Origin of the sequence: Burkholderia sp. Ax-1719 (genome assembly GCF_011753055.1) — a bacterium.
GTDB lineage: Bacteria > Pseudomonadota > Gammaproteobacteria > Burkholderiales > Burkholderiaceae > Paraburkholderia.
In genome coordinates this window covers 20,200-44,986 of sequence record NZ_VWWJ01000036.1, presented here as the reverse complement: position 1 = coordinate 44,986, position 24,787 = coordinate 20,200, and the positions used below count along the sequence as shown (strand labels likewise).

The window sequence follows — 24,787 nt, the reverse complement described above, 5'->3', positions numbered from 1 at the left end:
CGTCCGGATGGCCTATGCCGTCCGGCTGACTGTGACGCGGCGCGGCGCGCGCGTAGAGTGACCCGGTCGCTCACGGCGCGCGTCATGCGCCGCTGCAAACCTCCATTACATCTTTGGTCCCCCAGCCGTGAATACTGCCCACCGCAAGCCTCTTCCCGGCACCCGGCTCGATTACTTCGACGCGCGCGAAGCCGTCGAAGCGATCCAGCCCGGCGCCTGGGACACGTTGCCCTACACCTCGCGCGTCCTCGCCGAAAACCTCGTGCGCCGCTGCGAGCCGGCTACCCTCACCGCGTCGCTGCAGCAGCTTATCGAGCGCAAACGCGACCTCGATTTCCCGTGGTATCCGGCGCGCGTCGTCTGCCACGACATTCTCGGCCAGACCGCGCTGGTCGATCTCGCGGGCCTGCGCGACGCCATCGCCGATCAAGGCGGCGACCCTGCCAAGGTCAACCCGGTCGTGCCGGTTCAGTTGATCGTCGATCACTCGCTGGCGGTGGAATGCGGCGGTTTCGATCCGCAGGCGTTCGAAAAGAACCGCGCGATCGAAGATCGTCGCAATGTTGACCGCTTCGACTTCATCAACTGGACGAAGAAAGCGTTCAAGAACGTCGATGTGATTCCGCCGGGCAACGGCATCATGCACCAGATCAATCTGGAGAAGATGTCGCCGGTGATTGGCGTAACGGATGGCGTCGCTTATCCGGATACCTGCGTGGGCACCGACAGCCACACGCCGCACGTGGATGCGCTGGGCGTGATCGCCATCGGCGTGGGCGGCCTGGAAGCGGAAAACGTCATGCTGGGCCGCGCGTCGTGGATGCGCCTGCCGGATATCGTCGGCGTGGAACTGACGGGCAAGCGTCAGCCCGGCATCACCGCCACCGACGTCGTGCTCGCCCTCACCGAATTCCTGCGCAAAGAAAAGGTCGTGGGCGCGTATCTGGAGTTTCGTGGCGTTGGCGCGTCGAGCCTCACGCTCGGCGACCGCGCCACGATCTCGAACATGGCGCCTGAGTACGGCGCCACGGCCGCGATGTTCTTCATCGACAAGCAGACGCTCGACTATCTGCGCCTCACGGGCCGCGAGGAAGAGCAGGTCGCGCTGGTCGAAACCTACGCGAAAACCGCTGGCCTGTGGTCCGATTCGCTTGCCAACGTGCAATACGAGCGCACGCTCACGTTCGACCTGTCGAGCGTCGTGCGCAATATGGCCGGTCCGTCGAACCCGCACAAACGCCTGCCGACTTCCGCACTGGCGGAGCGCGGCATCGCGGGCAAATGGGAAGAAACGCCGGGGCAGATGCCGGATGGCGCGGTCATCATCGCGGCCATCACGAGTTGCACGAACACCAGCAATCCGCGCAACGTCATCGCGGCGGCGCTGCTGGCGCGCAATGCGAACGCGCGCGGCCTCACGCGCAAGCCCTGGGTGAAGAGTTCGCTCGCGCCGGGATCGAAGGCGGTCGAACTGTATCTGGAAGAATCGAAGCTGCTGCCGGATCTGGAAAAGCTGGGCTTTGGCATCGTCGCGTTTGCGTGCACGACCTGTAACGGCATGTCGGGCGCGCTCGACCCGAAGATCCAGCAGGAAATCGTCGATCGCGATCTGTATGCGACCGCTGTGTTGTCGGGCAACCGCAACTTCGACGGCCGTATCCATCCGTACGCGAAGCAGGCCTTTCTGGCTTCGCCGCCGCTGGTGGTGGCCTACGCGATTGCGGGCACGATCCGCTTCGACATCGAGAAAGACTCGCTGGGCACGGATCAGAACGGCCAACCGGTCTATCTGAAGGACCTCTGGCCAGGCGACGAGGAAATCGACGCGATCGTGGCGCAGAGCGTGAAGCCGGAGCAGTTCCGCAAGGTGTACGAGCCGATGTTCGCGGTCACGGCCGCCAGCGGCGAGACCACCGACCCGCTCTACGACTGGCGCGCTCAGAGCACGTATATTCGCCGCCCGCCGTACTGGGAAGGCGCATTGGCGGGCGAGCGCACGCTGCGCGGACTGCGACCGCTGGCCGTGCTGGGCGACAACATCACGACCGACCATCTTTCGCCGTCGAACGCGATCCTGCCGGACAGCGCAGCGGGCGAATACCTCGCAAAAATGGGCTTGCCCGAAGAGGACTTCAACTCGTACGCCACGCACCGGGGCGACCACCTCACGGCGCAACGCGCAACTTTTGCGAACCCCACGCTCATCAACGAAATGGCGGTGGTGGACGGCGTGCAGAAGAAGGGTTCGCTGGCGCGCGTCGAACCGGAGGGCAAGGTAACGCGCATGTGGGAAGCGATCGAAACCTACATGGAGCGCAAGCAGCCGCTGATCATCGTGGCGGGCGCAGACTACGGCCAGGGCTCGTCGCGCGACTGGGCGGCCAAGGGCGTGCGACTGGCGGGTGTGGAGGCGATCGTGGCGGAAGGCTTCGAGCGCATTCACCGTACGAACCTGATCGGCATGGGCGTATTGCCGCTGGAGTTCAAGGCGGGCACCAACCGCACGACGCTAGGGATCGACGGCACGGAAACGTACGACGTAATCGGCGAGCGCACGCCAAGGGCGGACCTGACACTGGTGATCGTGCGCAAGAACGGCGAACGCGCACAAGTGCCGGTAACGTGCAGACTGGACACAGCGGAAGAAGTGTCGATCTACGAAGCAGGCGGCGTGCTGCAGCGCTTTGCACAAGACTTCCTGGAGTCATCACAAGCGACGTAAAGCCCCTCTCCCTAAGGGAGAGGGGTTGGGGAGTGGGGAGTGGGGGAGCGGGGAATGAACCAGATAGAGCAAGCCCGATATCTACGCCAGCACATGACCGAAGCCGAGCAACGCGTCTGGCGTCACCTCCGCGCCCACCGCCTGAGCGGCGAGAAATTCCGCCGCCAGCACCCCATCGGCCCGTACATCGTCGATTTCATGCACTGCGGCGCACGCGTGGTGATCGAAGCCGACGGCGGACACCACAACGGCAACGCAGGTGACGCCGTACGCGACGCCTGGTTAAAGAACCGCGGCTGCACCGTTCTGCGCTTCTGGAACGATGAGATATTGCAGAACACCGAAGCAGTGCTTGAGGTGATTCTGATGACGGTCACTCGACGCGCCAGCGCCACTCCCCCGGCCCCTCTCCCGCAGGGAGAGGGGAGAAAAACTGTAGAAACGGGATTTTTATGAGCCAACTACCCCAGATCAAGATTCCCGCCACCTATATGCGCGGCGGCACCAGTAAAGGCGTGTTCTTCCGCCTGCAGGATCTGCCCGAGGCCGCGCAGCAGCCCGGCCCGGCGCGCGACAAACTGCTCATGCGCGTCATCGGCAGCCCCGACCCCTACGGCAAGCAGATCGACGGCATGGGCGGCGCCACCTCCAGCACCAGCAAGACCGTGATCGTCGCCAAAAGCACGCGTCCAGATCACGATGTCGACTATCTGTTCGGCCAGGTCGCCATCGACAAGGCCTTCGTGGACTGGAGCGGCAACTGCGGCAATCTGTCGGCCGCAGTCGGGCCGTTCGCGATCAGCAGCGGCCTGATCGACCCCAGCCGCGTACCCGATAGCGGCGTCGCCACCGTGCGCATCTGGCAGGCCAACATCGGCAAGACCATCGTTGCGCACGTGCCCATCACCAACGGTCAGGTGCAGGAAACCGGCGACTTCGAACTCGACGGCGTGACCTTCCCCGCCGCCGAAGTGCAGCTCGAATTCCTCGACCCCGCCGCCGAGGAAGAAGGCGCGGGCGGCGCGATGTTCCCCACCGGCAACCTCGTCGACGACCTCGAAGTGCCGGGCGTTGGCACGCTCAAAGCGACGATGATCAATGCGGGTATCCCGACGATCTTCGTGAACGCCGAAGCCATCGGCTACACCGGTACGGAATTGCAGGACGCCATCAATGGCGACGCCCAGGCGCTGGCAAAGTTCGAGACCCTGCGCGCTCACGGCGCGCTGCGTATGGGCCTCATCAAGAATCTCGACGAAATCGCCACGCGCCAGCACACGCCCAAGATCGCCTTTGTCGCAAAGCCCGCGGCCTATACGGCATCGAGCGGCAAACGCGTGGAAGCCAGCGACGTCGATCTGCTGGTGCGCGCCATGTCGATGGGCAAACTGCATCACGCGATGATGGGCACGGCTGCCGTGGCCATTGGAACCGCGGCGGCCATTCCCGGCACGCTCGTGAACCTGGCGGCGGGCGGCGGCGAGCGCAATGCCGTGCGCTTCGGCCATCCGTCGGGAACGCTGCGCGTGGGCGCGCAAGCCACCCAGGAAAACGGCGAGTGGAGCGTCACCAAAGCCATCATGAGCCGCAGCGCGCGCGTGCTGATGGAAGGCTGGGTGCGAGTGCCCGGCGACGCGTTTTAAAGCGCCGTTTCAAGCAGCTCGCTGAAAACAAAAGAGCCCTGACGCATTGCTGCGCCAGGGCTCTTTGTGTTTCCGAAGCCGCGTGTGGCGACTCGCCTAGCTCTGCGGCGTCGGCAGATACGGCATTGGATCGACGGGCTTGCCATCGCGGCGCACTTCGAACAGCACGGCCACGCGGTCGTTGTTCTCGTTGCCCATCTCGGCGATCTGCTGGCCTTGATGCACGGTATCGCCCGTCTTCACCAGCAGGCGGCGATTGTGCGAGTACGCCGTCAGAAAGTCCTTGTTGTGCTGGACGATGATGAGGCTGCCGTATTCATTAAGGCCGGTGCCCGCGTACATGACCTTGCCGTCCGCGGCGGCCAGTACTGGATCGCCGGCCTTGCCGCCGATCTCGATGCCGCGCGTCGTGCCCGGTTCGAACGGTTCCAACACATGGCCGCGCGCCGGCCACATGAGCGCCACACTGCTGGCGTGGCGCGCGACTTCGGCGGCTACCGCACGGCTTTGCGCCGTATTGGCCGTTGCCGCGCTCCCGCCCTGCGCGGGCGCGGCCTGCTGGACGATGATCGTCTGCGTCGAAACCAGCTTGAGCGACTGACCGGCGCGCAGACGGCCATTCGGCTTCAGATGGTTCCATGCGGTCAGATCCCTGACCGAAACGTTATGCGCCGACGCAATGCGCTGCAGCGAATCGCCGCGGCGCACGCGCACGTAGGTGGTTTTCGTGACGGTGCGCTTGACCGGCGTGCTCGCCGCCTGTGCAGCGGCGCCGGCGGCATCCGTTGCCGGACTCGTCGCCGCCGACGGATCGGGCTGCGGCTGCGGCGCCTGGGGGTCGCTAACGTTAGCGCAAGCGCCCAGCATGAGACTTAGGCCAAGGCCGGCCAGGCCTGCCCAAAATCGTGTCAGACCGGAGGCGGTTTGCCCCGAACGATCCTCGAACATAATCGATGCTCCTTGTTGCATGCGGCTCGCCTGCATTCCGGTCGGCAAAAGGACGATCTGCTGCGTATTCACGCGCTCCCGCCCTGCTGATTGACCGCGAAACCCCAAGCCCAGCCGCTTCCATCTTCATTCAAATTGCGTGCTTTATCTGATAAAAGCGCCCACCATCGCGCAAACGCTCGTTGCGACGACTACGCTCTATCTCAAAAGCGATCCGGCATTGTAATGCGCATTTCATAGGCAACATTCAGGCCACTACACTCTGATACAACTCTTGCGCGCCTGAATTTTCGCGTCGATGCCGTCTGCTGAATGGCGCCAGATCGTGCCCCTTATCTCTTCTGCATAACGGCAATCCCTGACAGAACTTGAACGCTGGACCTGTCCCTATCGCAGCCTTATCCGAATGGCCAGCATTCGGCCTGGGCCACTGAAAGCCCTTTGAAATTAAGGTAGTATTGCCCACATCCCGGTAGAATCCGCCCCACTGGAACCTCACCGCGTCAATCGGGTCATTTCCTGGGCAACCTGCTGACTTCGTCGTTCGCGGGTTACATTCCGCGGGTTCATTCCGTCGTCACCGACTTTTTCTCCGCTGCCTCGCGCAGCCGCCGCCGTCGAGCCTTTCGCTCCGGCAGCGGGCCCTCGCAGCGGTTTTTTGCATGCGCCAGCCGGGCCGTGCACGCCATCGGGCGTGCCAGTCAGGCAGCGCCGGATCCATGTCACAGTCTTCCAATCGTCTAGTCGAACTCGACTTTTTTCGCGGGCTTGTCCTGCTGATCATCGTCGTCGATCACATCGGCGGCAGCATTCTGTCGCGCGTCACGCTGCACGCCTACGCGCTGTGCGACGCGGCCGAGGTGTTCGTGTTCCTCGGCGGCTTCGCCACAGCCACCGCCTGGACCGCGCTCTGCGCGCGCCGCACCGAGGCCGCGGCACGCCAGCGCTTCATCAAGCGCGCGTTCGAGATCTACCGCGCCTTCGTCGTCACCGCGCTGCTCATGCTGCTGGTCACGGCGATCCTCGTCGCCTGCAATGTCGACGCGCCCAATCTCGCCACCACCGATCTCGACGATCTCACGCTCGCCCCCGCCGCGGCGCTGCGCGACATCGTCTTGCTGCGCCGCCAGCCCTACCTCGCCGGCGTGCTGCCGATGTACGCCTGCTTCGCGCTGGCCGCGCCCCTCGCCTTGCCGCTGGCGCGCTCGCGGCCCTGGCTGCTGGTGGCGATCAGCCTCGCGCTGTGGGGCGTTGCGCCGCACCTCACGCCGTATCTCCCCCACGTCGACGACGTCAACTGGGACTTCAATCCGTTCGCGTGGCAGTTGCTGTTCGTGGCCGGTGTGATCGCCCAGGCGCAACCGGTGTTCCAGAACATCACCGCGAGGCCCAGGCTCGGTACGCTCGTCACGATACTCGCGCTTCTCGTGGTCGCGGCCGCGGCGATCTATCGACTGCATCTGGGTAACACCGCGCTAGACGCCGACTTCAAACGCAACCTCGCGTGGTTCCGCGCGCTCAACTTCTTCGGCATCGCGTGGCTCACGGCGCACGCCATCCGGCTGGGCTGGGCGAGGAAGCTCGCCATTGCGCTGCCGTGGGTGGGCCTGGTCGGCCGCAAGGGGATGTTGTCCTTCGTCGCGGGCGCGGTGATCTCGCTGACCGTCGATTCCGTGCTGTACTGGTACACAGACGGCTATCTCGACTATCCAGCGGGCCTGGCCGCCGATGCCATCGCGCTGACCGCGCTGTTTGCCGTTGCGCGCGCATCCGATCCGCTCAAGCGTTTGCTGCCGTCGCGCGCCAAGGCGTCTGCCTGAGCGGCATGCGTCCCCGCGCACCGCGTCCGGTCAACCGCGCACCCGACGCGGTTTCCCGCTGTCACGGGCCACTGCTAGTATGTTGACCCCGCGCCGCAGGCGCGTCTTCACGAGCCAGCTTTCCTGCCATGCGCAGACACTCACGCACCGCGCCGTTCGCTTCGCTGCTTGAAACCCTGCGTTCCGTCGTTACGTCCTTCGTAGCCCCGTTAGCCGTCATGGCGCTCTCCGCGTTCGCGGGCCACGCAGGCACCGCCGCCGCCAGCACCATCGCCTCGCGCACCTTCCACGCGAATGCGCTCGATCGCGACTGGCCTTACGTGGTCTATCTGCCCACCGGTTACCGCGCCGACAGCGTGCGCTATCCCGTGCTTTATCTCCTGCACGGCAACAACGGCGAGCCGATGGACTGGGTCACGCAAGGCGCGCTGCAAAGCACCGCCGACGCGCTGATCGCACGCCACGAAATACCGCCGGTCGTGATCGTGATGCCGCAAGGCGGCACCGACTGGTACGTCGATCGCAAGGAAAAGATGGAGACGGCGTTCTTCTCGGACCTGATGCCCGAGATCGAATCGCACTTCGCCGTCGCCGATACGCGCGACGGGCGCGCAATCGGCGGCGTGTCGATGGGCGGCTTCGGCGCGCTGCGCTATACGCTCGAACATCCCGATATGTTCTGCGGCACGCTGCTGCTGTCGCCCGCGATCTACTCGGGCGATCCGCCGCCGGCTTCGTCGGCGCGGCGCGTGGGCGTGTTCGGCGAGCATCAGTTCGACTCGCACATCTGGCGCACGCTCAACTATCCCGCGCTCTGGAGCGGCTACTTCGGCCGCCCGTGGCGGGTGCCGTTTTTCATCGCTTCGGGCGACGACGACCTCGTGATCCAGGCCGAATCGTCGCTGCTCTACACGCGCCTGCGCGAAGCCGGCAACCCGGCGGCGCTGCGCATCGTCGATGGCGGCCACGTCTGGCCGGTGTGGCGGGAACTGCTGCCCGCCGCGCTCAGATACACGCTTGCCTGCGTGCGCTGAACGCGCGAGATTTCAACACGCTCTTTCGAGCGTCACTCCGCCCAGTTCGCCCACAGCACCATCAGCACCGTCATGAGCGCCGGGCCGATGAAGATGCCGATCAGGCCAAACGTCGTCGCCCCGCCCAGGATGCCAAACAGCACCAGCAGGAACGGCAGCCGCGTGGAATTGCCGATCAGCACGGGCCGCACGAAATGCTCGGCGACGAACACCACCACCATGCCCGTCACGGCCACCACGATCGCGCCCACGATCGCGCCCTGCGCCGCCAGCCAGAACGCCGCGCCGAAGAACACGAGCGGCGCGCAGAACGGCAGCATCGCCGCGATGGCGGTAATCGTGCCGAGCAGCGCCGCATGCGGCACGCCCGTGAACATATAGGCGATGCCAAGCAGCACGCCTTCGCCCAGCCCCACCACCACGAGCCCCGTCACCGTCGCGCGCACGGCTGCGGCCATGCGCTGGAGCAGTTGCGCGCCGTCCGCGCCGAACGCGCGGCGCGCGCCGCGCATGACCGTGCTGGAGAGCTTCGGACCCGCCTGCAGCACCACGAACAGCGTCACGAGCATAAAGCCGAAGGTCATCGACGCATGGACCGCACGCGCGCCGAAATGCCGCCCGAACGACACGATGGCGTCGCCGTGCAGCCCCTTCATGGCGGGCGATTCCTTCAACGGCTGGGCCAGATTGGCCTGCCACCAGTCGCTGACCTGACGGCTGCCGACCGGCAGATGCGAGACGAAATCGGGCACCGGCACTCCGTTTTCCTGCGCTGCGCGCGCCCACAGGTAGAGATCATGCGCCTCGCCCCCGGCCTGGATTGCCGTGAGCGTGATCGGCAGCACGACCAGCAGCGCAATGGCGACCGTCAGCACGGTTGCAAGCCAGGTGGTGCGGCCGCGGAACAGCTTGTGCCGTTCGATGGCCTGATAGGCCGGCCAGAGGACGATAGCAAGCACACAGGCCCACGCCACGGCAGGCAGGAATTCCCGCACGACCCACAGGGCGAGCAGGACGAGCACGGCGTACAGGGCGGCCGACGCGGCGCGCTGGAGTTTTTGCTCGTTTGCGGAGTTCGGAGCAGGCGGGCGATGAATCATGTAACCTCGTGAAAATTCGGCGGATCGGCTCGTGCAAGACGAGCCGCCAGCATAAGGGCGACAGACCAAAAACGCGATCCAACTGTCCCTCGCCCTCGCGATCCAGTCAGATTCACACCAGCCTCCGGCGTTCCCACCCCGCTCAGATGCCCCTCTTCAGGCCGATTTCCATGTCGCGCCTCGCACAACACTGCGTTGCACAAATTCGAAGGGTCGGGTCTCGATCGCCCGCAAACCCGCATTCCTTCGTTAACCCGTATATGTGCCAGATCGATTGTTGCCGTTTTTGGAATGGTGTTTCAACGGCGACACAATGGCACTTGACGCCTTAGAGGAATACATTGCGGCAACCCCACTTACGGAGCCGACAATGAAGAAAAAAGCGTGCCTCGCGCTTGACGGAGCCAACGGTGAACGCATCGAAATCCTCGAACAAACGGATTCCGCGCTCGTGATCCGCTGGGTGGAACCTGGCCGTTGTCATTATGGCGAGCAGCGCTGGCGCCGCCGCTCGGCGCATACGTCGGGCACCTGCGCCGTCTCGCGCCGCAAGATCCGCCGTGGCGATGCCGTGTTCAAACCGGCCGAGCGCCCCGCGCCGCTCAACGCGTCGGTGATGATTGCGGCCGAAGTGTTCGGCGATCTGGTCGCCAACGTGCCGTATAGCGAAGCGGCCTGAAGCGCCCGAAGCCGTCAAAAGCGGCAGATTTGCAGGCAAGCGGCGACAAAGCGATTAGGTGAGGTTCCGGTAATAATCGCGATCCGAATGTTACAGATGGTTCACCAGCGGATCATCTGCGGATCGCACGCGCGACAGGCGCACACGGACATACTCCCGCCGCTTTAGCCGCTCGATGCCACGATGGTGGCGTCCCAGCCCAAAGCCTGCCGCAGCGGCGCAAGCGAAATCGCCCGCCCGGCATAACGCGCCGCCTTCCCCGCCGAAGCCTCGCCCAACGCAGCCACGCGCGCGAGCACATCGGCGTCGAACGGCACGGCGCGCGGGCCAGAACGGTCCACGTGCAGCAAAAGTTGCTCGCTCGCGCAAACCGGCGTCGCGGCTTCTTCGTCAGCGTCGACAAACATCTCCAGATAGACCCGCACGCGCTTCGCGTCGTGCTCCAGCACCCGCACCTCCACTCGCAGCGGCATGCCCTCCCTGACCTCACGCAGATAGTTCACATGCGCCTCGACGGTGAACATCGAGCGAGCGCGCGCCTCGCGCTGCGCATGATCGAGGCCGATCGCGTCGAGCAGCGCATCGGTCGCATGGCTGTAGATCAGCATGTAGAACGCGTCGCGCAGATGACCGTTGTAATCGACCCATTCGGGGCGCACGCGGTCGCGGTAGACGACGCTGGGGACGTGCTCGCTCATGTTTCCTTCTCCTTGCTGCGGCTTCGCCTGGAACGGCGCGCCCAGTTTACCCATTGCGCCCACGCGGGCTCCGGCACATGCCCAGGCACGCGCGCTGCCTCTGCGCTACTCTGAGCTAACGCAGAACGCTCGCAAGGATCCGGCCATGGCAGAAAACTCGCGCCCGCAAGCTGATTCGACGCCTGACGTACAGGCCTTTTCGCTCGATGTGATGCTGGAGAAGTACGCCAAAGGCGACGAGCGCAGCGCCGACGACATCTACCGCCGCGTCGCGCACGGCGTGGCACAGGCCGAGCCGCCCGCGCTGCGCGCCGAAATCGAGGCGCGTTTCGTCGACAACCTGCGCCACGGCGCGCTGGGCGCGGGCCGCATCATGAGCGCGGCGGGCACCGGCATCGAAGCCACTCTCATCAACTGCTTCGTGCAGCCCGTGGGCGACAGCATCCAGGGCGTTGACGACGAAGGCCGCCCCGGCATCTATGTGGCGCTGCTCCAGGCCGCCGAAACCATGCGGCGCGGCGGCGGTGTGGGCTACAACTTCTCGGCGATCCGGCCGCGCGGCGCACTCGTCCATTCGACAGGATCGAGCGCCTCGGGACCGTGCAGTTACGTCGACGTGTTCGACGCCTCGTGCCGCACCGTCGAAAGCGCGGGCGCGCGGCGCGGCGCGCAGATGGCCGTGCTCGACTGCGACCATCCCGACCTGCCCGACTTCATCGAAGCCAAGCATTCGAAGGGGCGCTGGAACAACTTCAACGTCTCCGTGGCGGTGACCGACGCCTTCATGCGCGCGGTCGAAAACGACGAAACCTGGCAGTTGATACATCGCGCCGAACCCTCGCCCGCACTGCGCGCGGCAGGCGATCTACGCCAGCGCGACGACGGCTTCTGGGTCTACGCCGAAAAACGCGCCCGCGCGATCTGGGACACCATCATGCGCTCGACCTATGACGTGGCGGAACCGGGCGTCGTGTTCATCTCGCGCATGAACGAGGACAACAACCTACGCGCCGTCGAAACCATCCGCGCCACCAATCCGTGCGGCGAACAGCCCTTGCCCGCCTACGGCTGCTGCAATCTCGGCCCGCTGGACCTCACGCGTTTCGTGCGCAATCCGTTCGCATCGCCCTCGTTCGACTGGGACGACCTGATTGCGCGCACAACGACGCAGGTGCGCTTTCTCGACGATGTGCTCGACGTTACGCTCTGGCCGCTGCCCGAGCAGCACCAGGAAGCGATGGCCAAGCGCCGCATCGGCGTGGGTTTTACCGGGCTGGGCGATACGCTGGTAATGCTCGGCATTCCTTACAACTCTGCGCAAGGCTGCGCGTTCGGTGCACGCGTAGGCCGCACCATGCGCGACGCCGCGTACCGTGCCTCGGTCGAACTTGCGCGCGAGCGCGGGGCGTTTCCCCTGTTCGACGCCAATACATATCTTGCGCCCGGCACTTTTGCCTCGCGTCTGCCTGACGATCTGCAGGCGGCGATCCGCACGCACGGCATCCGCAACAGCCATCTGCTCTCGATTGCGCCCACCGGCACCGTGAGCCTCGCGTTCGCCGACAACGTTTCGAATGGCATCGAACCCGCGTTTTCGTGGACCTATCAGCGCACGCGCCGCATGGCCGACGGCAGTCATGAAACCTTCGCGGTCGAGGATCACGCGTGGCGGCTTTATCGCACGCTGGGCGGCGACGTGAACGCCCTGCCCGATTATTTCGTGAACGCTTTGCAGATGAGCGCGCAGGAACACGTGGCGATGATGGCGGCCGTGCAGCCCTTCGTCGATACGTCGATTTCGAAAACCGTCAACGTGCCCGCCGATTATCCGTTCGAAGCGTTCGAGGATCTCTATCTGGACGCGTGGCGGCGCGGGCTGAAGGGGCTGGCGACGTATCGGCCCAACGAAACGCTGGGTGCAGTGCTGCAAACGCTGCCCGCCAACGAAGACACGCCCGCCGATGCGCAAAGCGACGCTGTGCTCGATCCGCTGCGCGTGGCGATCGATCATCGGCCCAAAGGCGAACTGCCAGCGGTGATCGAAAAAATCGAATACCTCACGCAGACGGGCAAGGTGTCGCTCTACGTGGCGGTGTCGTTTCTCGAAGTCACGGGCCAGGTGGGCGGCGAGCCGGTGACGATCGAGCGGCCCATCGAGTTCTTCATCCCCGTGGGCCAGCGCGACGAATCGCAGCAATGGATTACGGCGACGATGCGCTCGTTGTCGCTCGCGGCGCGCGGCGGGTTTGTCGCGCGCAATCTGCAGGATCTGCGCAAGGTGTCGTGGGATCGCGGTCAGGTGCGTTACGGCGAAACGCAGCGGCTCGACGGCAAGCGCACGCCTTTGTGGCACGACTCGGAAGTGGCGGCGATTGCCTATGCGATCCAGCAAATCCTGCATCGGCGCGGGTTTCTCGACGCGGAAGGCCGGCAGGTGCCGTCGCGCTTGCTGGCGCAGCGGCGCGAGGCTTCGGCTTTTTCTGGTGCCGCGGCCAGCGACGGTGCAGTGGAAGCGCGCGCCGGCGATCAGGTGCTCGACGGCCCGAATGCGCTACCCGCCGATGCAACGTTCGGCACGCAGCACGCGATGTTCGGTCGAAAATGCGGTTCGTGCGGCGCGAATGCGGTCATTCGCAAGGACGGGTGCGATTTTTGTACGGCGTGTGGGGAGATTGGGGTGTGCGGATAAGGGAAACCGCGCAGCACCCATCACTGCGCTTCACGTTCTGCCCAGCCAGGCCGAAAACCCCTGCACAATCGCGTCCGTCTCTCCCGCGCGCACGAGCCGCAGCACCTGCGATTCATAAGGATTGCTCGTCAATGGCCTGAACACGGCCCGCTCCCCGCCCATACGTCCGAGCGCAGCGGGGACGAGCGCGACGCCCATGCCGAACTCCACCATCGTCACCACGGTCTGCCACAAGCGGGCCTCATGGCGAATCTGCGGACTGAAACCCGCCTCCACACAGGTCGCGATAATCTGGTCGTGATAGTGCGGCGATACCGAGCGCGGAAACAGGATAAACGGCTCGCGCGCCAGTGACGCCAGATCGATACGTCGCTTGCGCGCCAGAGCATGCCCGGCTGGCAGACAACACAAAAACGGCTCGGAAAACAGCGTTTCCGATTGCACCTCGGCGGGAAAGCGACCCCAGTGCGCGAAGCCCAGGTCGATCTGCAAACGCTGCAAGGCCTGCACCTGCTCGATGGTGTTCATCTCGCGCAGCACGACTTCCACGCCGGGATGATCGGCTTCGAAGCGGCTCACGGCGGCGGGCAAGCCGCGATACAGCATCGAATTGACGAAGCCGATGCGCAGCCGCCCCGCCAATCCATGCGCCGAGCGCGCGGCGATCCGCTTCACCTCGTCGGCCTGTTCCAGCAACCGTCGCGCCTCCTCCAGCAGCACATAACCGGCATTCGTGAGCGTGACGGCCTTGTTGCTGCGTTCGAGCAACTGCACGCCCAATTGCTCTTCGAACTTGCGGATATCGAAACTCAGCGCGGGCTGCGAAATGAACAGCCGCCGCGCCGCGCGACCAAAATGCAGTTCCTCCGCAACGGCCACGAAATAGCGCAATTGCTTGAGTTCCATCGTGGCGTCTCCTGTCGCTTGCGCGATCTCGTTGCTGGTTTAACGATAGATGGCGCTTATCGTACAGGACATCGGTTGTATTGGACGCTTATCGACGCCTTGCCTAAGCTGGGTTCACTATCGCGCCGGCAGATACGGTGCGCCGCACAAAAGAATCCACGGAGACAAATCGATGAGCGATCATTCAGCCGTTGTCGCGCAAGCGGACGGCGCGTCCAACATCCCGGACAGCCGCGGCATCAACTTCTACACCAGCGATCCGGGTCTGGCGCCACTACTGCGCAGCTATCTCGGCGACGCCGCCTATGTCGGCATCGAAGCGCAACTCGTTTCGCTCGGCCAGCGCGCCTCCGACGAACTCGACGACCTCGCGCTCGTCGCCGATCATCATCCGCCCACGCTGCGCCAGCGCACCCGTCGCGGCGAGCCGATCCAGCAGATCGACAAGCACCCCGACTACGTCGCGCTAGAACGCGTCGCCTACGCGGAACTCGGACTGGCCGCGATGAGCCATCGCGATCGCGCGCCCGCGCCGCTCGTCAAATACGCGCTCACCTACTTATTCGTTCAGGCCGAATTCGGTCTGTGCTGCCCCGTGAGCATGACCGATTCGCTCACGCGCACGCTGCGCAAGTTCGGCACGCCCGACCTGATCGCGCGCTATCTGCCGATGCTCGCTTCGCAGGACTTCGACACGCTCTATCAGGGCGCGATGTTCATGACCGAACAGGCCGCCGGCTCCGACGTCGCGCGCATCGCCACGCGCGCGATACGCAGCACAGGCGCACATGGCGAAGACCTGTGGCACCTGCACGGCGACAAATGGTTCTGCTCGAATGCCGACGCCGATCTCGCCATGGTGCTCGCACGCGTCGACGGCGCGCCCGCAGGCATCAAGGGTCTTGCGCTCTTTCTATTGCCGAAGACGCTGCCCGACGGCGCGCGCAACGCCTACCGCATCGTGCGCCTCAAGGACAAACTCGGCAGCCGGTCGATGGCGAGCGGCGAGATCGTGCTCGAAGGCGCGCAGGCGTTTCTGATCGGCGAAGTCGGGCGCGGCTTCCATCAGATGGCCGACATGATCAATATGTCGCGTCTGTCGAACGGCGTGCGCGCGGCAGGCCTGATGCGCCGTGCGCTCACCGAGGCGCTGCACGTCGCGCGTCATCGCGAAGCATTTGGTCGCAAGCTGATCGATATGCCTTTGATGCAGCGTCAGTTGCTCAAGATGATGCTGCCCGCCGAACAGGCGCGCACGCTGTTCATGCGCATCGCCACCCTGCTGCCGCGCGCCGATCGCGGCGATGAACTGGCCGCGAAATGCGTGCGCATCCTCACGCCGCTCATCAAGTTCCGCGCCTGCCGCGACGCGCGCCGCGTCACGGGCGACGCGATGGAAGTGCGCGGCGGCGTCGGTTATATCGAGGAATGGAGCGATGCGCGTCTCGTGCGCGACGCGCATCTGGGATCGATCTGGGAAGGCACGAGCAATATCGTGGCGTTGGACGTGGCGCGCGCAGCCCGACGCGAAGGCGCGCTCGATGCGCTCGCCCGCTACGTGTGCGCCGAACTGGCTGAATCGGGACTGCCCGATGCCAGCGTAGCGCTGCTGCGCGCCTCGTTCGAGCGGGCCGCCGCGGCACTGGATTCCGTCGCCGAGTGTGGCCGCGACGAATCGGTGCGCCAGGCAGCCAGCGCGCTTTATCACGCCACGACGGCGGCTTTCATGGCGTGCGAAGCGGCGCAAGTATCGCGCGATGCGGCCGATTATCGGCGTCTCGCGCTTGCGCATCTGATCGTGCGCCACAAGTTGCTGCCGCGCGATCCGCTCGCACTCGACGAACGCGACGACCATAGCGCGCAGTTGCGCACGCTGGTGGATGAACAACCGATGGCGCTCGCCGATGCGATGCTGCTCATGCCCGCACACTGAGGTGACGCAGCATGCACCATAATCAGGCATCCGAATCATCAAAAAACGTCGGCGCATTGCACGGTCTGCGCGTCATCGATTTGAGCCGCGTGCTGGGCGGCCCTTACTGCACGCAGGCGCTTGCGGACCACGGCGCGCAGGTCATCAAGCTCGAACCGCCTGACGGCGACGAGACGCGCGGCTGGGGCCCGCCCTTCCTCGACGACACCGCCTGGTACTACGTGGGCGTGAATCGCAACAAGCAAGGCATCGCGGTGGATCTGTCGCGTGAGGAAGGCCGCGCGATTCTCTGGCAGTTGCTCGAAGGCGCGGATGTGCTGGTCGAAAACTTCAAGCCCGGCACGCTCGCGCGCTGGGGCATGGATTACGAGCGCGATCTCAAACCGCGCTTCCCGCGCCTGATTCACTGCGCGATTTCGGGCTTCGGTCCCGATGGTCCGCTGGGCGGTCTGCCCGGCTATGACGCCGTGATCCAGGCGATGGCGGGCCTCATGAGCGTGAACGGCGCAAGCGACGGCCCGGCGTTGCGCATCGGCCTGCCCATCGTCGATATGGTCACGGGGTTGAATGCGCTCGCGGGCATCCTGCTCGCACTGGCCGAACGCGAAAAGAGCGGGCACGGCCAATCAGTCGATATCGCGCTTTACGATTGCGGGGTCTCATTGCTGCATCCGCATCTGCCCAACTTCTTCGGCAATGGCCGCACACCGCAGCGCAGCGGCAACGCGCATCCGAATATCGCGCCCTACGACAGCTACGCAACCGGCAGCGCGCCGATCTTTCTCGCGGTGGGCAACGATCGCCAGTTCGCGCGGCTGTGCGCGCATCTGGGCATCGCCGAACTCGCCGACGATGCGCGCTTCTCCAATAACCGCAGCCGTTGCGCGCATCGCGCCGAGCTGAAGGCGGCGCTCGAAGCGCGGCTTGCGTTGCACGACTGCGAACCGCTTGCGCGCGAGCTGATCCAGGCGGGGGTGCCGTGCGGGCCCGTGCAGACCGTCGATGCGGTGGCCACGCACCCCCACACGCGCCATCGGCAGATGCTGGTGGAGATGGACGGCTATCGCGGCACCGGCGCGCCGGTCAAGCTTTCGCGCACGCCCGCAACGTATCGCACGCCGCCGCCCGCCCTGGGCGCAGATACGCGCAAGGTGCTGGACGCGTTAGGCATCGATATCGATACGCAACGCAAGCTTTTTGAGGCCGGCGTCGTGAAGGGATAGGCCGCCGCCAGCGCAAAAAACGAAGACCGGCTTTAGCCGGCTCGACACGCCCAGTTCAGGTTAAAGGAGACAACCATGACGCAACCTGCCGTACAGCAGACCCGACGCCAGCCCGCGCGCGCCTCGCTGGCCGCCTTCGTCGGCACGACGATCGAGTGGTACGACTTTTATATCTATGCCACAGCGGCTGCGCTGATTTTCGGCAAGCTGTTTTTTCCGTCGCACGAGCCGTTCTACAGCACGCTGGCATCGTTCGGCACCTTTGCCGTGGGCTTTTTCGCGCGACCGCTCGGCGGACTGATATTCGGTCATCTGGGCGACCGCATCGGCCGCAAGAAAGCGCTGGTTGCGACGCTCTCGATCATGGGCGTGGGGACGGTGGGCATCGGTTTTCTGCCGACTTACGCAAGCGCAGGCGCGCTCGCACCCGCGTTGCTGGTGGCGCTGCGCATTGCGCAGGGCATCGCGATTGGCGGCGAATGGGGCGGCGCGGTGCTGATGGCGGGAGAACATGCGCCGCAGAACAAGCGCACTTTCCTCGCTTCGTTCGCACAACTGGGCAGTCCCGCTGGTTTGATTCTTGCGCTTCTGGCGTTTCGCAGCGTCGCCCATCTGGATCATGACGCGCTCTTTTCCTGGGGCTGGCGTCTGCCGTTCATCGCCAGCGCCGTGCTGCTGGTGGTGGGCTTGCTGATCCGTTCGGGCGTCGGCGAATCGCCCGAATTCGAGGCGGTCAAGGCGCAGCGCCGCACGGCTTCGCTGCCGATTCTCGACGTGCTGCGCGATAGCTGGCGCGTCGTGCTGCTGTGTCTGGGTGCGAATGTAATCGGCGTGGCGGGCGCGTGGTTCGTCAACACCTTCATGCTGAACTACACGACGCAGACGCTTGGCCTCGATCGCGGCCTGATCCTCGACTGCCTGTTTATCGTCGCGTTCATTCAGTTGTTCACGCAGCTTGCTTCGGGTTGGTTTGCTCAGCGCGTGGGCGCGGGCCGCTTCCTCACGCTGGCCGCCGCGCTGGCGATGCTTTCGCCGTGGCCGATGTTCGTGCTGGTGTCCACGGGCAAGCCGGTTGCCATTGTGGCCGGCATCGCCATCACGGTGATGTGCATGTGCAGTTCCTACGCGGTGATGGCAGGCTTCATGACCAACGCATTCCCGGTACGGGTGCGCTACTCCGCTATTTCGATATCCTATCAATGTTGCGCGGCGCTCGCGGGCGGCCTCACGCCGTTGCTCGGCACGCTGCTCGCCCATGATTTCCCGGGCCAATGGTGGCCACTTGCGCTGTTCTATAGCGCACTTGCGGGGGTTTCGCTGATCTGTATCGCAGTCCTCGAACGCCGGCAGCCGCAGACATCGCGCCGCGATGTCGCCCTCGCCATGCCGGAATAGGCGTTCAGTGCGCGTGCGCGGTGGCATGCGCTTCCAGCGCCGCCACTTCGATGGCCAGCATCAGCTGCGCCATCGCCGCCCGCCACGCGGCGCTTTCGCGTCCTCCTGGCAACGCGCGCAGCAGATCGCGCTGAATCACATCGCGCGCTTCGCCCGCAGGCAGAATATCGCCGAGACCCACCAGCGCCTGTGTCAAGGGATCGCGCGAATCGCTCGCGCCCAGCAGATCGCGCGCCGCGCCCGGCGTTGCCGCGATCATGCGCACGCGCTCTTCCCAGACGATAAAGTGTGCAAGCCGCGCGAGCACGCTGCCGCCCGCACCGGCGTCGGGCACATGCGGCGCGCCGCCGATCCACACCGCGAGTTCGTCGGCCGGCATCGGCCGCGCGATCACATAGCCCTGCGCGCCATCCACGCCGAGAATCGCGAGCGCTTCGAGCAGATCGGCCGCATCGACGCCTTCCGCCAGCACCAGCTTGCCGAGCGAGTGCCCAAGCCGCGTCACCTGATAGACGACCCGCAGCGCGTCGAGCGTCGCATCGCCACTGCGCTTTTCGCCGCCCAGGTGTGCGATCTCGCGGTCGATCTTGATCCAGTCGAAGGGCAGTTCGCGCAGCCGCGCCAGCCCGCTATGGCCCGAACCCAGATCGTCCTGCGCCAGCAATACACCCAGCGCACGGAACTTCGCAAGAATCGCACGTTGCCCCTGGTTCAGCGACAACGCTTCGTTCTCCAGTACTTCCAGCGTCAGGCGTGCGCTCGGGCATGCATGTGCGCTCAACAATTCGCAGGTCGCGTCGAAGTAGCGGATATCGTTGAGCGCGGCGGGCGGCAGATTGATCGACATTTCCAGATCGTGGCCCGCCGCAAGCCATTGCGCGCGCTCGGCGAGCGCCTGTTGCAGGCCGCGCACGAACAGTTCGAGCAGATCGTCGGAAGCCAGCGCAAAGAGGAATTCGTCGGGCGTCAGCAGGCGCTCGCCGTCGCGCAGCCGCGCGAGCGCTTCGACCTTGCCGCAATGGCCGCTCGCCAGATTCAGCAGCGGTTGATAGTGCATTTCCAGCGCGCCGGTGCGCACGAGCGCGGCCCAATGCTGGCGCACGCTCATCGGCACGGCGGCGACATGTAGACCGTCGTGCGTCTGCAGGCGCGTGACCGCGCAGCCCAGCAGCGTTTGCAGCAATTCGACGAAAGCCACTTGATCGGGGCCGACGAAACCGCCCGGGTACGCGCTGTAGAGCATCAGGATTGCGATCGGCGTCTGGCCCGGCGCGGCCAGCGGCAACGCCACGGCCGAGCGCAGCCCTTCGCGTTCGGCGACTTCGCGCCAGCGCGCGACGAGCGGATCGGTCTGGTAATTGACCACGCGTTCGGGGTTGCCGCTGCGCCACGCGCGCCCCACGGCGCCCTGCCCTTGCGGATGATCGGCGCGCACGCTGATTTCGTGTCCTTGCGCCATCAGCACATTGACCAGGCCGTCGCCGGCGGTGCTGCCGGTGCCCGCTTCGAAATGGAAAATGCCGGCCGCGTCAGGGCGGCCGATGGCGCAAGCAGTGACTTCATCGTGCGCGGCAAGCGTCGCGATCACCTGATCGATGAAATGCGTGTAGCTGCCCGCTTCCCAGACGATGCGCGTGATGCGCTGAAGTACGTCCTGCTGCGAGTCTTCGACGGATTGATAGGCTTTCAATTGCCAGGCGGTATCGGAAGTCAGGCGGCGTGAGTAGAGCGAAAGCGCCTGGCTGCTCACGTTGCGCCCAATCAGTTTGTAAAGCAGTTCCTGCAGGATGCCGCGGCTGCGCACCAGTTCTTCCTTGTCGAGTCCGACAATGGCGTGAATGCGGCCGATGCGCATCGCCATTTCGGCATGCGCTTTCGAGGTCAGTCCGGGCTGGGCAATCGCCAGCAGATTCTGGATCTGCCGCGATTTTAACTGGGCGAGTTCCGGCTCCGACAGCATTTCCAGAATGCGCCGGGATTTAGGCAGGCGAGCCAGCTCCTCGTAGAAACGGTTCACCACGAGGTCTGCAGTGCCTTGCAATGCCTCGATCAGGGTTTGCATGTGCTTGACGCCTCTTGGCTCCCGGGCGGGGAAGTCGGCCGTCCATGCGCGGCGCGCGAGGCAACGGGCGAAGCAGCGAGCGAGAACGCGACGCTTTAGGCGCAATGATACGGCATGCCCGCGGGCACGGCCGTGCCCCAACGTACATAGCGGGCACGAGGGGCGGGAAAACGCCAGGGATTGGCGGTAAAAAACGGCCTTGGCGCGGGGCGCTTTAAAGCTGCTTCAAAGCCGCTTCAAAGCAGGCTCAAGGCGCGTTCAACGCCGCTTCAGAGCGGCGTGAGCAACGGTTCGCCGGCAAAGCAGCGTGTGGCGTTGTCGATGAAGTTGCGCACCGTGGCCGCGCGCACGTCGGGCGAGGTGCCGGCCACGTGGGGCGTGAGGACGATATTCTCCAGCGCAATCAGCGCCTGCGGAGGCTCCGGCTCGCCTTCGTAGACATCAAGGCCCGCGCCGCCCAGCGTGCCTTCCTTGAGCGCCGCGCCCAGCGCCGCCGTATCGACCACGCTGCCGCGCGAAACGTTGACGAGGAAACCTTCCGGCCCAAGCGCATCCAGCACCGCGCGGTCGACCAGATGACGCGTCTGCGCGCCGCCGGGCGTGGCGATCACGACACAGTCGCTCCACTGCGCAAGGGCGAGCGTGGAATCGAAATAGCGCGCCTTCACGCCCTCGCGCGGCGCACGATTGTGATACCCGATGACCATATCGAAGCCCGCCGCGCGCTGCGCAATTTTCGCGCCGATATGCCCATAGCCCACGATCCCGAGGCGTCGCCCCGTGAGCGTGGGCCGCATCGGCAAGGCGTCGCGCCAGATGCCCGCGCGGCACGCCGCGTCGTATTGCGGCACCGCGCGCACGGCGGCGAGCAGCAGCGCCATCGCGTGATCGGCGACGCAATCCGCGTTCACGCCCGCGCCGTTGCACAGCGCGATACCGCGCGAACGCGCGTGGTCGAGCGCGATGTTCTCGTAGCCCGCGCCCAGCGCCGCCGCCAGTTTCAGCGCTGGCATGGCGTCGATTTCGTCTGCCGTAAGACCCGTGGTGCCGTTCGTGAGCAGCGCTTGTACCGTTGCGCCCTGCTGCGCAATCGCCGCTGTGCGCTGCTCGGCATCGGGCGCATAGTGCACCTCGAAACACTCCGCCAGCGCGGCGCGATCGGCATCGGTGAGCGGGATCAGGACGAGCAGGCGGGGACGGTCAGCAGGCGCGGCAGCGTTCATATCGACGTCATTCCTCAGTCATGCGAAGCAAGTTCACCCAGTCAGGCGGCGGTCGCGTATCGGGCCACCACTTCCACGCGCGGCGCGGCCGCTTCTGCCGCCGTGCGCGCGCGACGCATCTCGTCGGCGGGACTGCAGCCGAACAGGCGCTTGAATTCGCGGCTGAACTGCGAGGCGCTTTCGTAGCCCACGCGCGTGGCCGCCGCGCTCACGTTCATGCCATCGTGCGCAATGAGAATGCGCGCGTGGTGCAGGCGCGTGGTCTTCACGTACTGCATCGGCGAGGTCAAGGTCACGGCCTTGAAATGCGCATGAAACACGGCAAGGCTCATGCCCGCTTCTGAGGCCAGTGTCACCACGTCGAGATCGCCGCGGTAATCGGCGTGAATGCGGCGCAGCGCCTTGGCGATGCGGCCAAAGTGATGCTGATGCGTGAGCGCCGCGCGAATCGCATCGCCCTGCTCGCCCGTCAGCACGCGGTAGCAGATCTCGCGCACGATCGCGGGGCCGAGAATGCGCGCGTCGCCCGGATGCGCCAGCGCTTCGAGCAGGCGCAGCACGGCGTTCGAAAGCGGCGCGTCGAGCGGCGTGGCGTAGATGCCGACCGGTTCCGCCACGGCGCTGCCGCGCGTGTCGTCGAGCGCCATCAGCAATTCCGCGACCATGGTGAGATCGACGCGCACCGAAATCGCGAGCAGCGGCTTCTCGGGCGTGGCTTCGGTCTCGCATTCGAACGGCAGCGGCACCGACAGCACCAGATATTGCTGCGCGTCGTAGATGAACACCTGATCGCCGAGAAAGCCGCGCTTGCGGCCCTGGCAGACGATGAAGATGCTCGGCTCGTACATCACCGGCTGGCGCGGATGCGCCTGGCTGCCGCGAAACAGCCGCACGCCTTCGACGGCGGTGTGATGCGCGCCGTCGCGCTGCGTGAGCTGCATCAGCAGGTCGACGACGCGGCGCTGCATGGCGTCCTCGTTCTGGACGGCGGGCAGCGCGGGCGCGGTGAGCGAAGCGGCGGGCAGGGAAACTGCTGTGGAAACCGGGCTGGCCGCAAGCGGCGCAGCGTCGGCGGTATGTGCATTTTTCATGACAGAAGCGCCCCTAAATTCATCGGCAAAGGCGGAGAAACAGGCTTGCCAATCTATCACCGAATGCACAGCCCCGCTGTTGACCAGGAGAATCAGGCAAGTCTTCGATAGATTCAGGTATTCCCTGGGTGAGGTCCGGTCCTTACGATGGGAACCCTGCCGCAACACCCGAATCGTCCAGCGCTTCAACGCGTTGCGCTTTGGCGTTTGCGCTGTTTTTCGCGCTGTTTTCAGGCAAACCAGTTTCAGGAGCCACACGATATGTACCCCACTTACGGATATGCCGCCCGCGACGCGCAGTCGCCGCTCGCTCCCTTCGAATTCCAGCGCCGCGACCTGCGCGAACTCGACGTGCGTATCGACGTGCAGTACTGCGGCGTGTGCCATTCCGACCTGCATCAGGCGCGCAACGAGTGGCGCAACACACTGTTCCCCGTCGTGCCGGGCCACGAGATCGTCGGCCGCGTCGCGGAGGTGGGCACGGGCGTGACGCGCTACAAGGTCGGCGATCTGGTCGGCGTGGGCTGTCTGGTCGATTCGTGCCGCACCTGCGGTAGCTGCGAGGAAGGACTCGAGCAGTATTGCGAGAACGGTTTCGTCGGCACCTATAACGGCAACGACCGCGTGAGCGGCGACGTCACCTACGGCGGTTACTCGACGCAACTCGTGGTGGACGAAGCCTTCGTGCTGCGCGTGCCCGAGAACCTCGACGCCGCCGCGGCCGCCCCGCTGCTGTGCGCCGGCATCACCACGTATTCGCCGCTGCGCACGTGGGGCGCGGGTCCCGGCAAGAAGGTCGGCATCGTCGGTCTGGGCGGCCTGGGCCACATGGGCGTGAAGATCGCGCATGCGATGGGCGCGCACGTGGTGCTGTTCACCACCTCGCCTTCGAAGATCGAAGACGGCAAGCGCCTGGGCGCCGACGAAGTCGTGATTTCGAAAGACCCGGAGCAGATGGCGAAGCACGCCAACAGCTTCGACCTGATCGTCAACACGGTGGCGGCGCAGCACGATCTGAACCCGTTCATCGAACTGCTCAAGCGCGACGGCACGCTCACGCTGGTAGGTGCGCCCGAACACGATCACCCGTCGCCGCAGGTGTTCAACCTGATCATGAAGCGCCGCCGTCTGGCGGGCTCGCTGATCGGTGGCATCGCGGAAACGCAGGAAATGCTGGACTTCTGCGGCAAGCATGGCATCACGTCCGATGTCGAAATGATCAAGATGCAGGACATCAACGACGCCTACGAGCGCATGCTCAAGAGCGACGTGAAGTACCGCTTCGTGATCGATATCGACACGCTGCGCAAGTAAGCGCGCAACCCACGACGTAACGCTTTGCCCCGCCGGGCCGTCCATTCCGGACGGCCCGCCAGCCCCCGCTTCGAGGCCAACCTTTCCGGCCTCCCGCAGTACATCGCGTAGTCGAGCCGGCGTCCCCGTGCGCCGTCATCTAACGAACCGTTTTTGTACAACCGCTGCCGCGCGTCGCTTTCCGCGAGACGCCGGCGTCGCGAAGCGTTTTTCAACGCAGCGCGGCTCGCCCCTTTCCGGCGCTTTCGTACTGTCGCATGGGAATTTCGCGGAAATCGTTCCACCCGTTTTAGCTCAGTTTTCAAGC

General features: G+C 65.2%; 18 protein-coding genes. 11 read left to right on the top strand and 7 right to left on the bottom strand.

The genetic code is table 11. The annotated features are described in order from the left end of the window. The first annotated feature begins 127 nt into the window (after positions 1-127). From acnD to prpF, 3 genes are read left to right on the top strand one after another with little or no spacing between them, the layout of a single operon-like run. Complete coding sequence (acnD, locus tag F3J17_RS33245; RefSeq protein WP_167069642.1) at positions 128-2,722, top strand: Fe/S-dependent 2-methylisocitrate dehydratase AcnD; 2,595 nt, start codon at positions 128-130, stop codon at positions 2,720-2,722. Between the two features lie 54 nt (positions 2,723-2,776). Further along, on the top strand, positions 2,777-3,178 hold the full coding sequence (locus tag F3J17_RS33240) for an endonuclease domain-containing protein (RefSeq protein ID WP_167069641.1): 402 nt from the start codon (positions 2,777-2,779) through the stop codon (positions 3,176-3,178). Next, entirely contained in the window at positions 3,175-4,365 is a 1,191-nt protein-coding gene (prpF, locus tag F3J17_RS33235) for a 2-methylaconitate cis-trans isomerase PrpF (RefSeq protein ID WP_167069640.1), read from the top strand. Before F3J17_RS33240 ends, prpF begins: the two co-directional genes overlap by 4 nt. Before the next feature lie 96 nt (positions 4,366-4,461). Here prpF and F3J17_RS33230 read toward each other — a convergent pair whose 3' ends face one another. Continuing rightward, on the bottom strand, positions 4,462-5,232 hold the full coding sequence (locus F3J17_RS33230) for a peptidoglycan DD-metalloendopeptidase family protein (RefSeq protein ID WP_167069667.1): 771 nt from the start codon (positions 5,230-5,232) through the stop codon (positions 4,462-4,464). An 800-nt stretch (positions 5,233-6,032) separates the two neighbouring features. On the opposite strand from F3J17_RS33230, the gene F3J17_RS33225 reads away from it, so the two are divergent. Together F3J17_RS33225 and F3J17_RS33220 are read left to right on the top strand one after the other, a co-directional pair. After that, positions 6,033-7,133, top strand: coding sequence for an OpgC domain-containing protein (locus F3J17_RS33225; protein WP_167069639.1), 1,101 nt, complete (start codon positions 6,033-6,035; stop codon positions 7,131-7,133). A gap of 218 nt (positions 7,134-7,351) precedes the next feature. Beyond that, entirely contained in the window at positions 7,352-8,167 is an 816-nt protein-coding gene (locus F3J17_RS33220; RefSeq protein ID WP_167069665.1) for an alpha/beta hydrolase-fold protein, read from the top strand. A gap of 32 nt (positions 8,168-8,199) precedes the next feature. Here F3J17_RS33220 and F3J17_RS33215 read toward each other — a convergent pair whose 3' ends face one another. Beyond that, the gene (locus F3J17_RS33215; protein WP_167069638.1) at positions 8,200-9,267 is read right to left on the bottom strand and encodes an AI-2E family transporter; all 1,068 of its coding nucleotides are present in this window, start codon (positions 9,265-9,267) and stop codon (positions 8,200-8,202) included. 370 nt (positions 9,268-9,637) lie between these two features. Between F3J17_RS33215 and F3J17_RS33210 the strand changes: the two genes are divergently transcribed. Then, positions 9,638-9,946 (top strand): DUF3331 domain-containing protein, encoded by a 309-nt coding sequence (locus tag F3J17_RS33210; RefSeq protein WP_027819484.1) that lies wholly within the window; start codon positions 9,638-9,640, stop codon positions 9,944-9,946. A 164-nt stretch (positions 9,947-10,110) separates the two neighbouring features. Here the strand turns inward: F3J17_RS33210 and F3J17_RS33205 are convergent, their stop codons facing one another. After that, a complete protein-coding gene (locus F3J17_RS33205; protein ID WP_167069637.1) occupies positions 10,111-10,644 on the bottom strand; it encodes a thioesterase family protein in 534 nt (177 codons plus the stop codon). 145 nt (positions 10,645-10,789) lie between these two features. Between F3J17_RS33205 and F3J17_RS33200 the strand changes: the two genes are divergently transcribed. Continuing rightward, positions 10,790-13,333, top strand: coding sequence for an adenosylcobalamin-dependent ribonucleoside-diphosphate reductase (locus tag F3J17_RS33200; RefSeq protein WP_167069636.1), 2,544 nt, complete (start codon positions 10,790-10,792; stop codon positions 13,331-13,333). Positions 13,334-13,363: 30 nt separating this feature from the next. On the opposite strand, the gene F3J17_RS33195 is transcribed toward F3J17_RS33200, so the two are convergent. After that, the gene (locus F3J17_RS33195; RefSeq protein WP_167069635.1) at positions 13,364-14,239 is read right to left on the bottom strand and encodes a LysR family transcriptional regulator; all 876 of its coding nucleotides are present in this window, start codon (positions 14,237-14,239) and stop codon (positions 13,364-13,366) included. Positions 14,240-14,411: 172 nt separating this feature from the next. Between F3J17_RS33195 and F3J17_RS33190 the strand changes: the two genes are divergently transcribed. From F3J17_RS33190 to F3J17_RS33180, 3 genes are all read left to right on the top strand, one after another. Continuing rightward, positions 14,412-16,172, top strand: a complete 1,761-nt coding sequence (locus F3J17_RS33190) for an acyl-CoA dehydrogenase family protein (RefSeq protein ID WP_167069634.1) — start codon at positions 14,412-14,414, stop codon at positions 16,170-16,172. An 11-nt stretch (positions 16,173-16,183) separates the two neighbouring features. Further along, on the top strand, positions 16,184-17,395 hold the full coding sequence (locus F3J17_RS33185; protein WP_167069633.1) for a CoA transferase: 1,212 nt from the start codon (positions 16,184-16,186) through the stop codon (positions 17,393-17,395). Between the two features lie 75 nt (positions 17,396-17,470). Next, complete coding sequence (locus F3J17_RS33180) at positions 17,471-18,790, top strand: MFS transporter (RefSeq protein WP_167069631.1); 1,320 nt, start codon at positions 17,471-17,473, stop codon at positions 18,788-18,790. A 4-nt stretch (positions 18,791-18,794) separates the two neighbouring features. On the opposite strand, the gene F3J17_RS33175 is transcribed toward F3J17_RS33180, so the two are convergent. The 3 genes from F3J17_RS33175 to F3J17_RS33165 form a co-directional block, all read right to left on the bottom strand. Further along, entirely contained in the window at positions 18,795-20,852 is a 2,058-nt protein-coding gene (locus tag F3J17_RS33175) for an EAL domain-containing protein (RefSeq protein WP_167069629.1), read from the bottom strand. 269 nt (positions 20,853-21,121) lie between these two features. Further along, on the bottom strand, positions 21,122-22,075 hold the full coding sequence (locus F3J17_RS33170) for a 2-hydroxyacid dehydrogenase (protein ID WP_167069627.1): 954 nt from the start codon (positions 22,073-22,075) through the stop codon (positions 21,122-21,124). Positions 22,076-22,116: 41 nt separating this feature from the next. Then, complete coding sequence (locus F3J17_RS33165; protein WP_167069663.1) at positions 22,117-23,043, bottom strand: AraC family transcriptional regulator; 927 nt, start codon at positions 23,041-23,043, stop codon at positions 22,117-22,119. A gap of 384 nt (positions 23,044-23,427) precedes the next feature. On the opposite strand from F3J17_RS33165, the gene F3J17_RS33160 reads away from it, so the two are divergent. Continuing rightward, positions 23,428-24,480 carry an NAD(P)-dependent alcohol dehydrogenase gene (locus F3J17_RS33160; protein ID WP_167069625.1) on the top strand — a complete coding sequence of 351 codons (1,053 nt, stop codon included), beginning with the start codon at positions 23,428-23,430 and terminating at the stop codon, positions 24,478-24,480. The last annotated feature ends 307 nt before the right edge of the window (positions 24,481-24,787 follow it).

Excerpts from the sequence above, each read along its gene's own strand:
- F3J17_RS33240 (WP_167069641.1), top strand. The coding sequence starts at position 2,777 with ATGAACCAGATAGAGCAAGCCCGATATCTACGCCAGCACATGACCGAA.
- prpF (WP_167069640.1), top strand. The coding sequence starts at position 3,175 with ATGAGCCAACTACCCCAGATCAAGATTCCCGCCACCTATATGCGCGGC.
- F3J17_RS33230 (WP_167069667.1), bottom strand. The coding sequence starts at position 5,232 with ATGCTGGGCGCTTGCGCTAACGTTAGCGACCCCCAGGCGCCGCAGCCG.
- F3J17_RS33225 (WP_167069639.1), top strand. The coding sequence starts at position 6,033 with ATGTCACAGTCTTCCAATCGTCTAGTCGAACTCGACTTTTTTCGCGGG.
- F3J17_RS33220 (WP_167069665.1), top strand. The coding sequence starts at position 7,352 with ATGGCGCTCTCCGCGTTCGCGGGCCACGCAGGCACCGCCGCCGCCAGC.
- F3J17_RS33215 (WP_167069638.1), bottom strand. The coding sequence starts at position 9,267 with ATGATTCATCGCCCGCCTGCTCCGAACTCCGCAAACGAGCAAAAACTC.
- F3J17_RS33210 (WP_027819484.1), top strand. The coding sequence starts at position 9,638 with ATGAAGAAAAAAGCGTGCCTCGCGCTTGACGGAGCCAACGGTGAACGC.
- F3J17_RS33205 (WP_167069637.1), bottom strand. The coding sequence starts at position 10,644 with ATGAGCGAGCACGTCCCCAGCGTCGTCTACCGCGACCGCGTGCGCCCC.
- F3J17_RS33200 (WP_167069636.1), top strand. The coding sequence starts at position 10,790 with ATGGCAGAAAACTCGCGCCCGCAAGCTGATTCGACGCCTGACGTACAG.
- F3J17_RS33195 (WP_167069635.1), bottom strand. The coding sequence starts at position 14,239 with ATGGAACTCAAGCAATTGCGCTATTTCGTGGCCGTTGCGGAGGAACTG.
- F3J17_RS33190 (WP_167069634.1), top strand. The coding sequence starts at position 14,412 with ATGAGCGATCATTCAGCCGTTGTCGCGCAAGCGGACGGCGCGTCCAAC.
- F3J17_RS33185 (WP_167069633.1), top strand. The coding sequence starts at position 16,184 with ATGCACCATAATCAGGCATCCGAATCATCAAAAAACGTCGGCGCATTG.
- F3J17_RS33180 (WP_167069631.1), top strand. The coding sequence starts at position 17,471 with ATGACGCAACCTGCCGTACAGCAGACCCGACGCCAGCCCGCGCGCGCC.
- F3J17_RS33175 (WP_167069629.1), bottom strand. The coding sequence starts at position 20,852 with ATGCAAACCCTGATCGAGGCATTGCAAGGCACTGCAGACCTCGTGGTG.
- F3J17_RS33170 (WP_167069627.1), bottom strand. The coding sequence starts at position 22,075 with ATGAACGCTGCCGCGCCTGCTGACCGTCCCCGCCTGCTCGTCCTGATC.
- F3J17_RS33165 (WP_167069663.1), bottom strand. The coding sequence starts at position 23,043 with ATGCAGCGCCGCGTCGTCGACCTGCTGATGCAGCTCACGCAGCGCGAC.
- F3J17_RS33160 (WP_167069625.1), top strand. The coding sequence starts at position 23,428 with ATGTACCCCACTTACGGATATGCCGCCCGCGACGCGCAGTCGCCGCTC.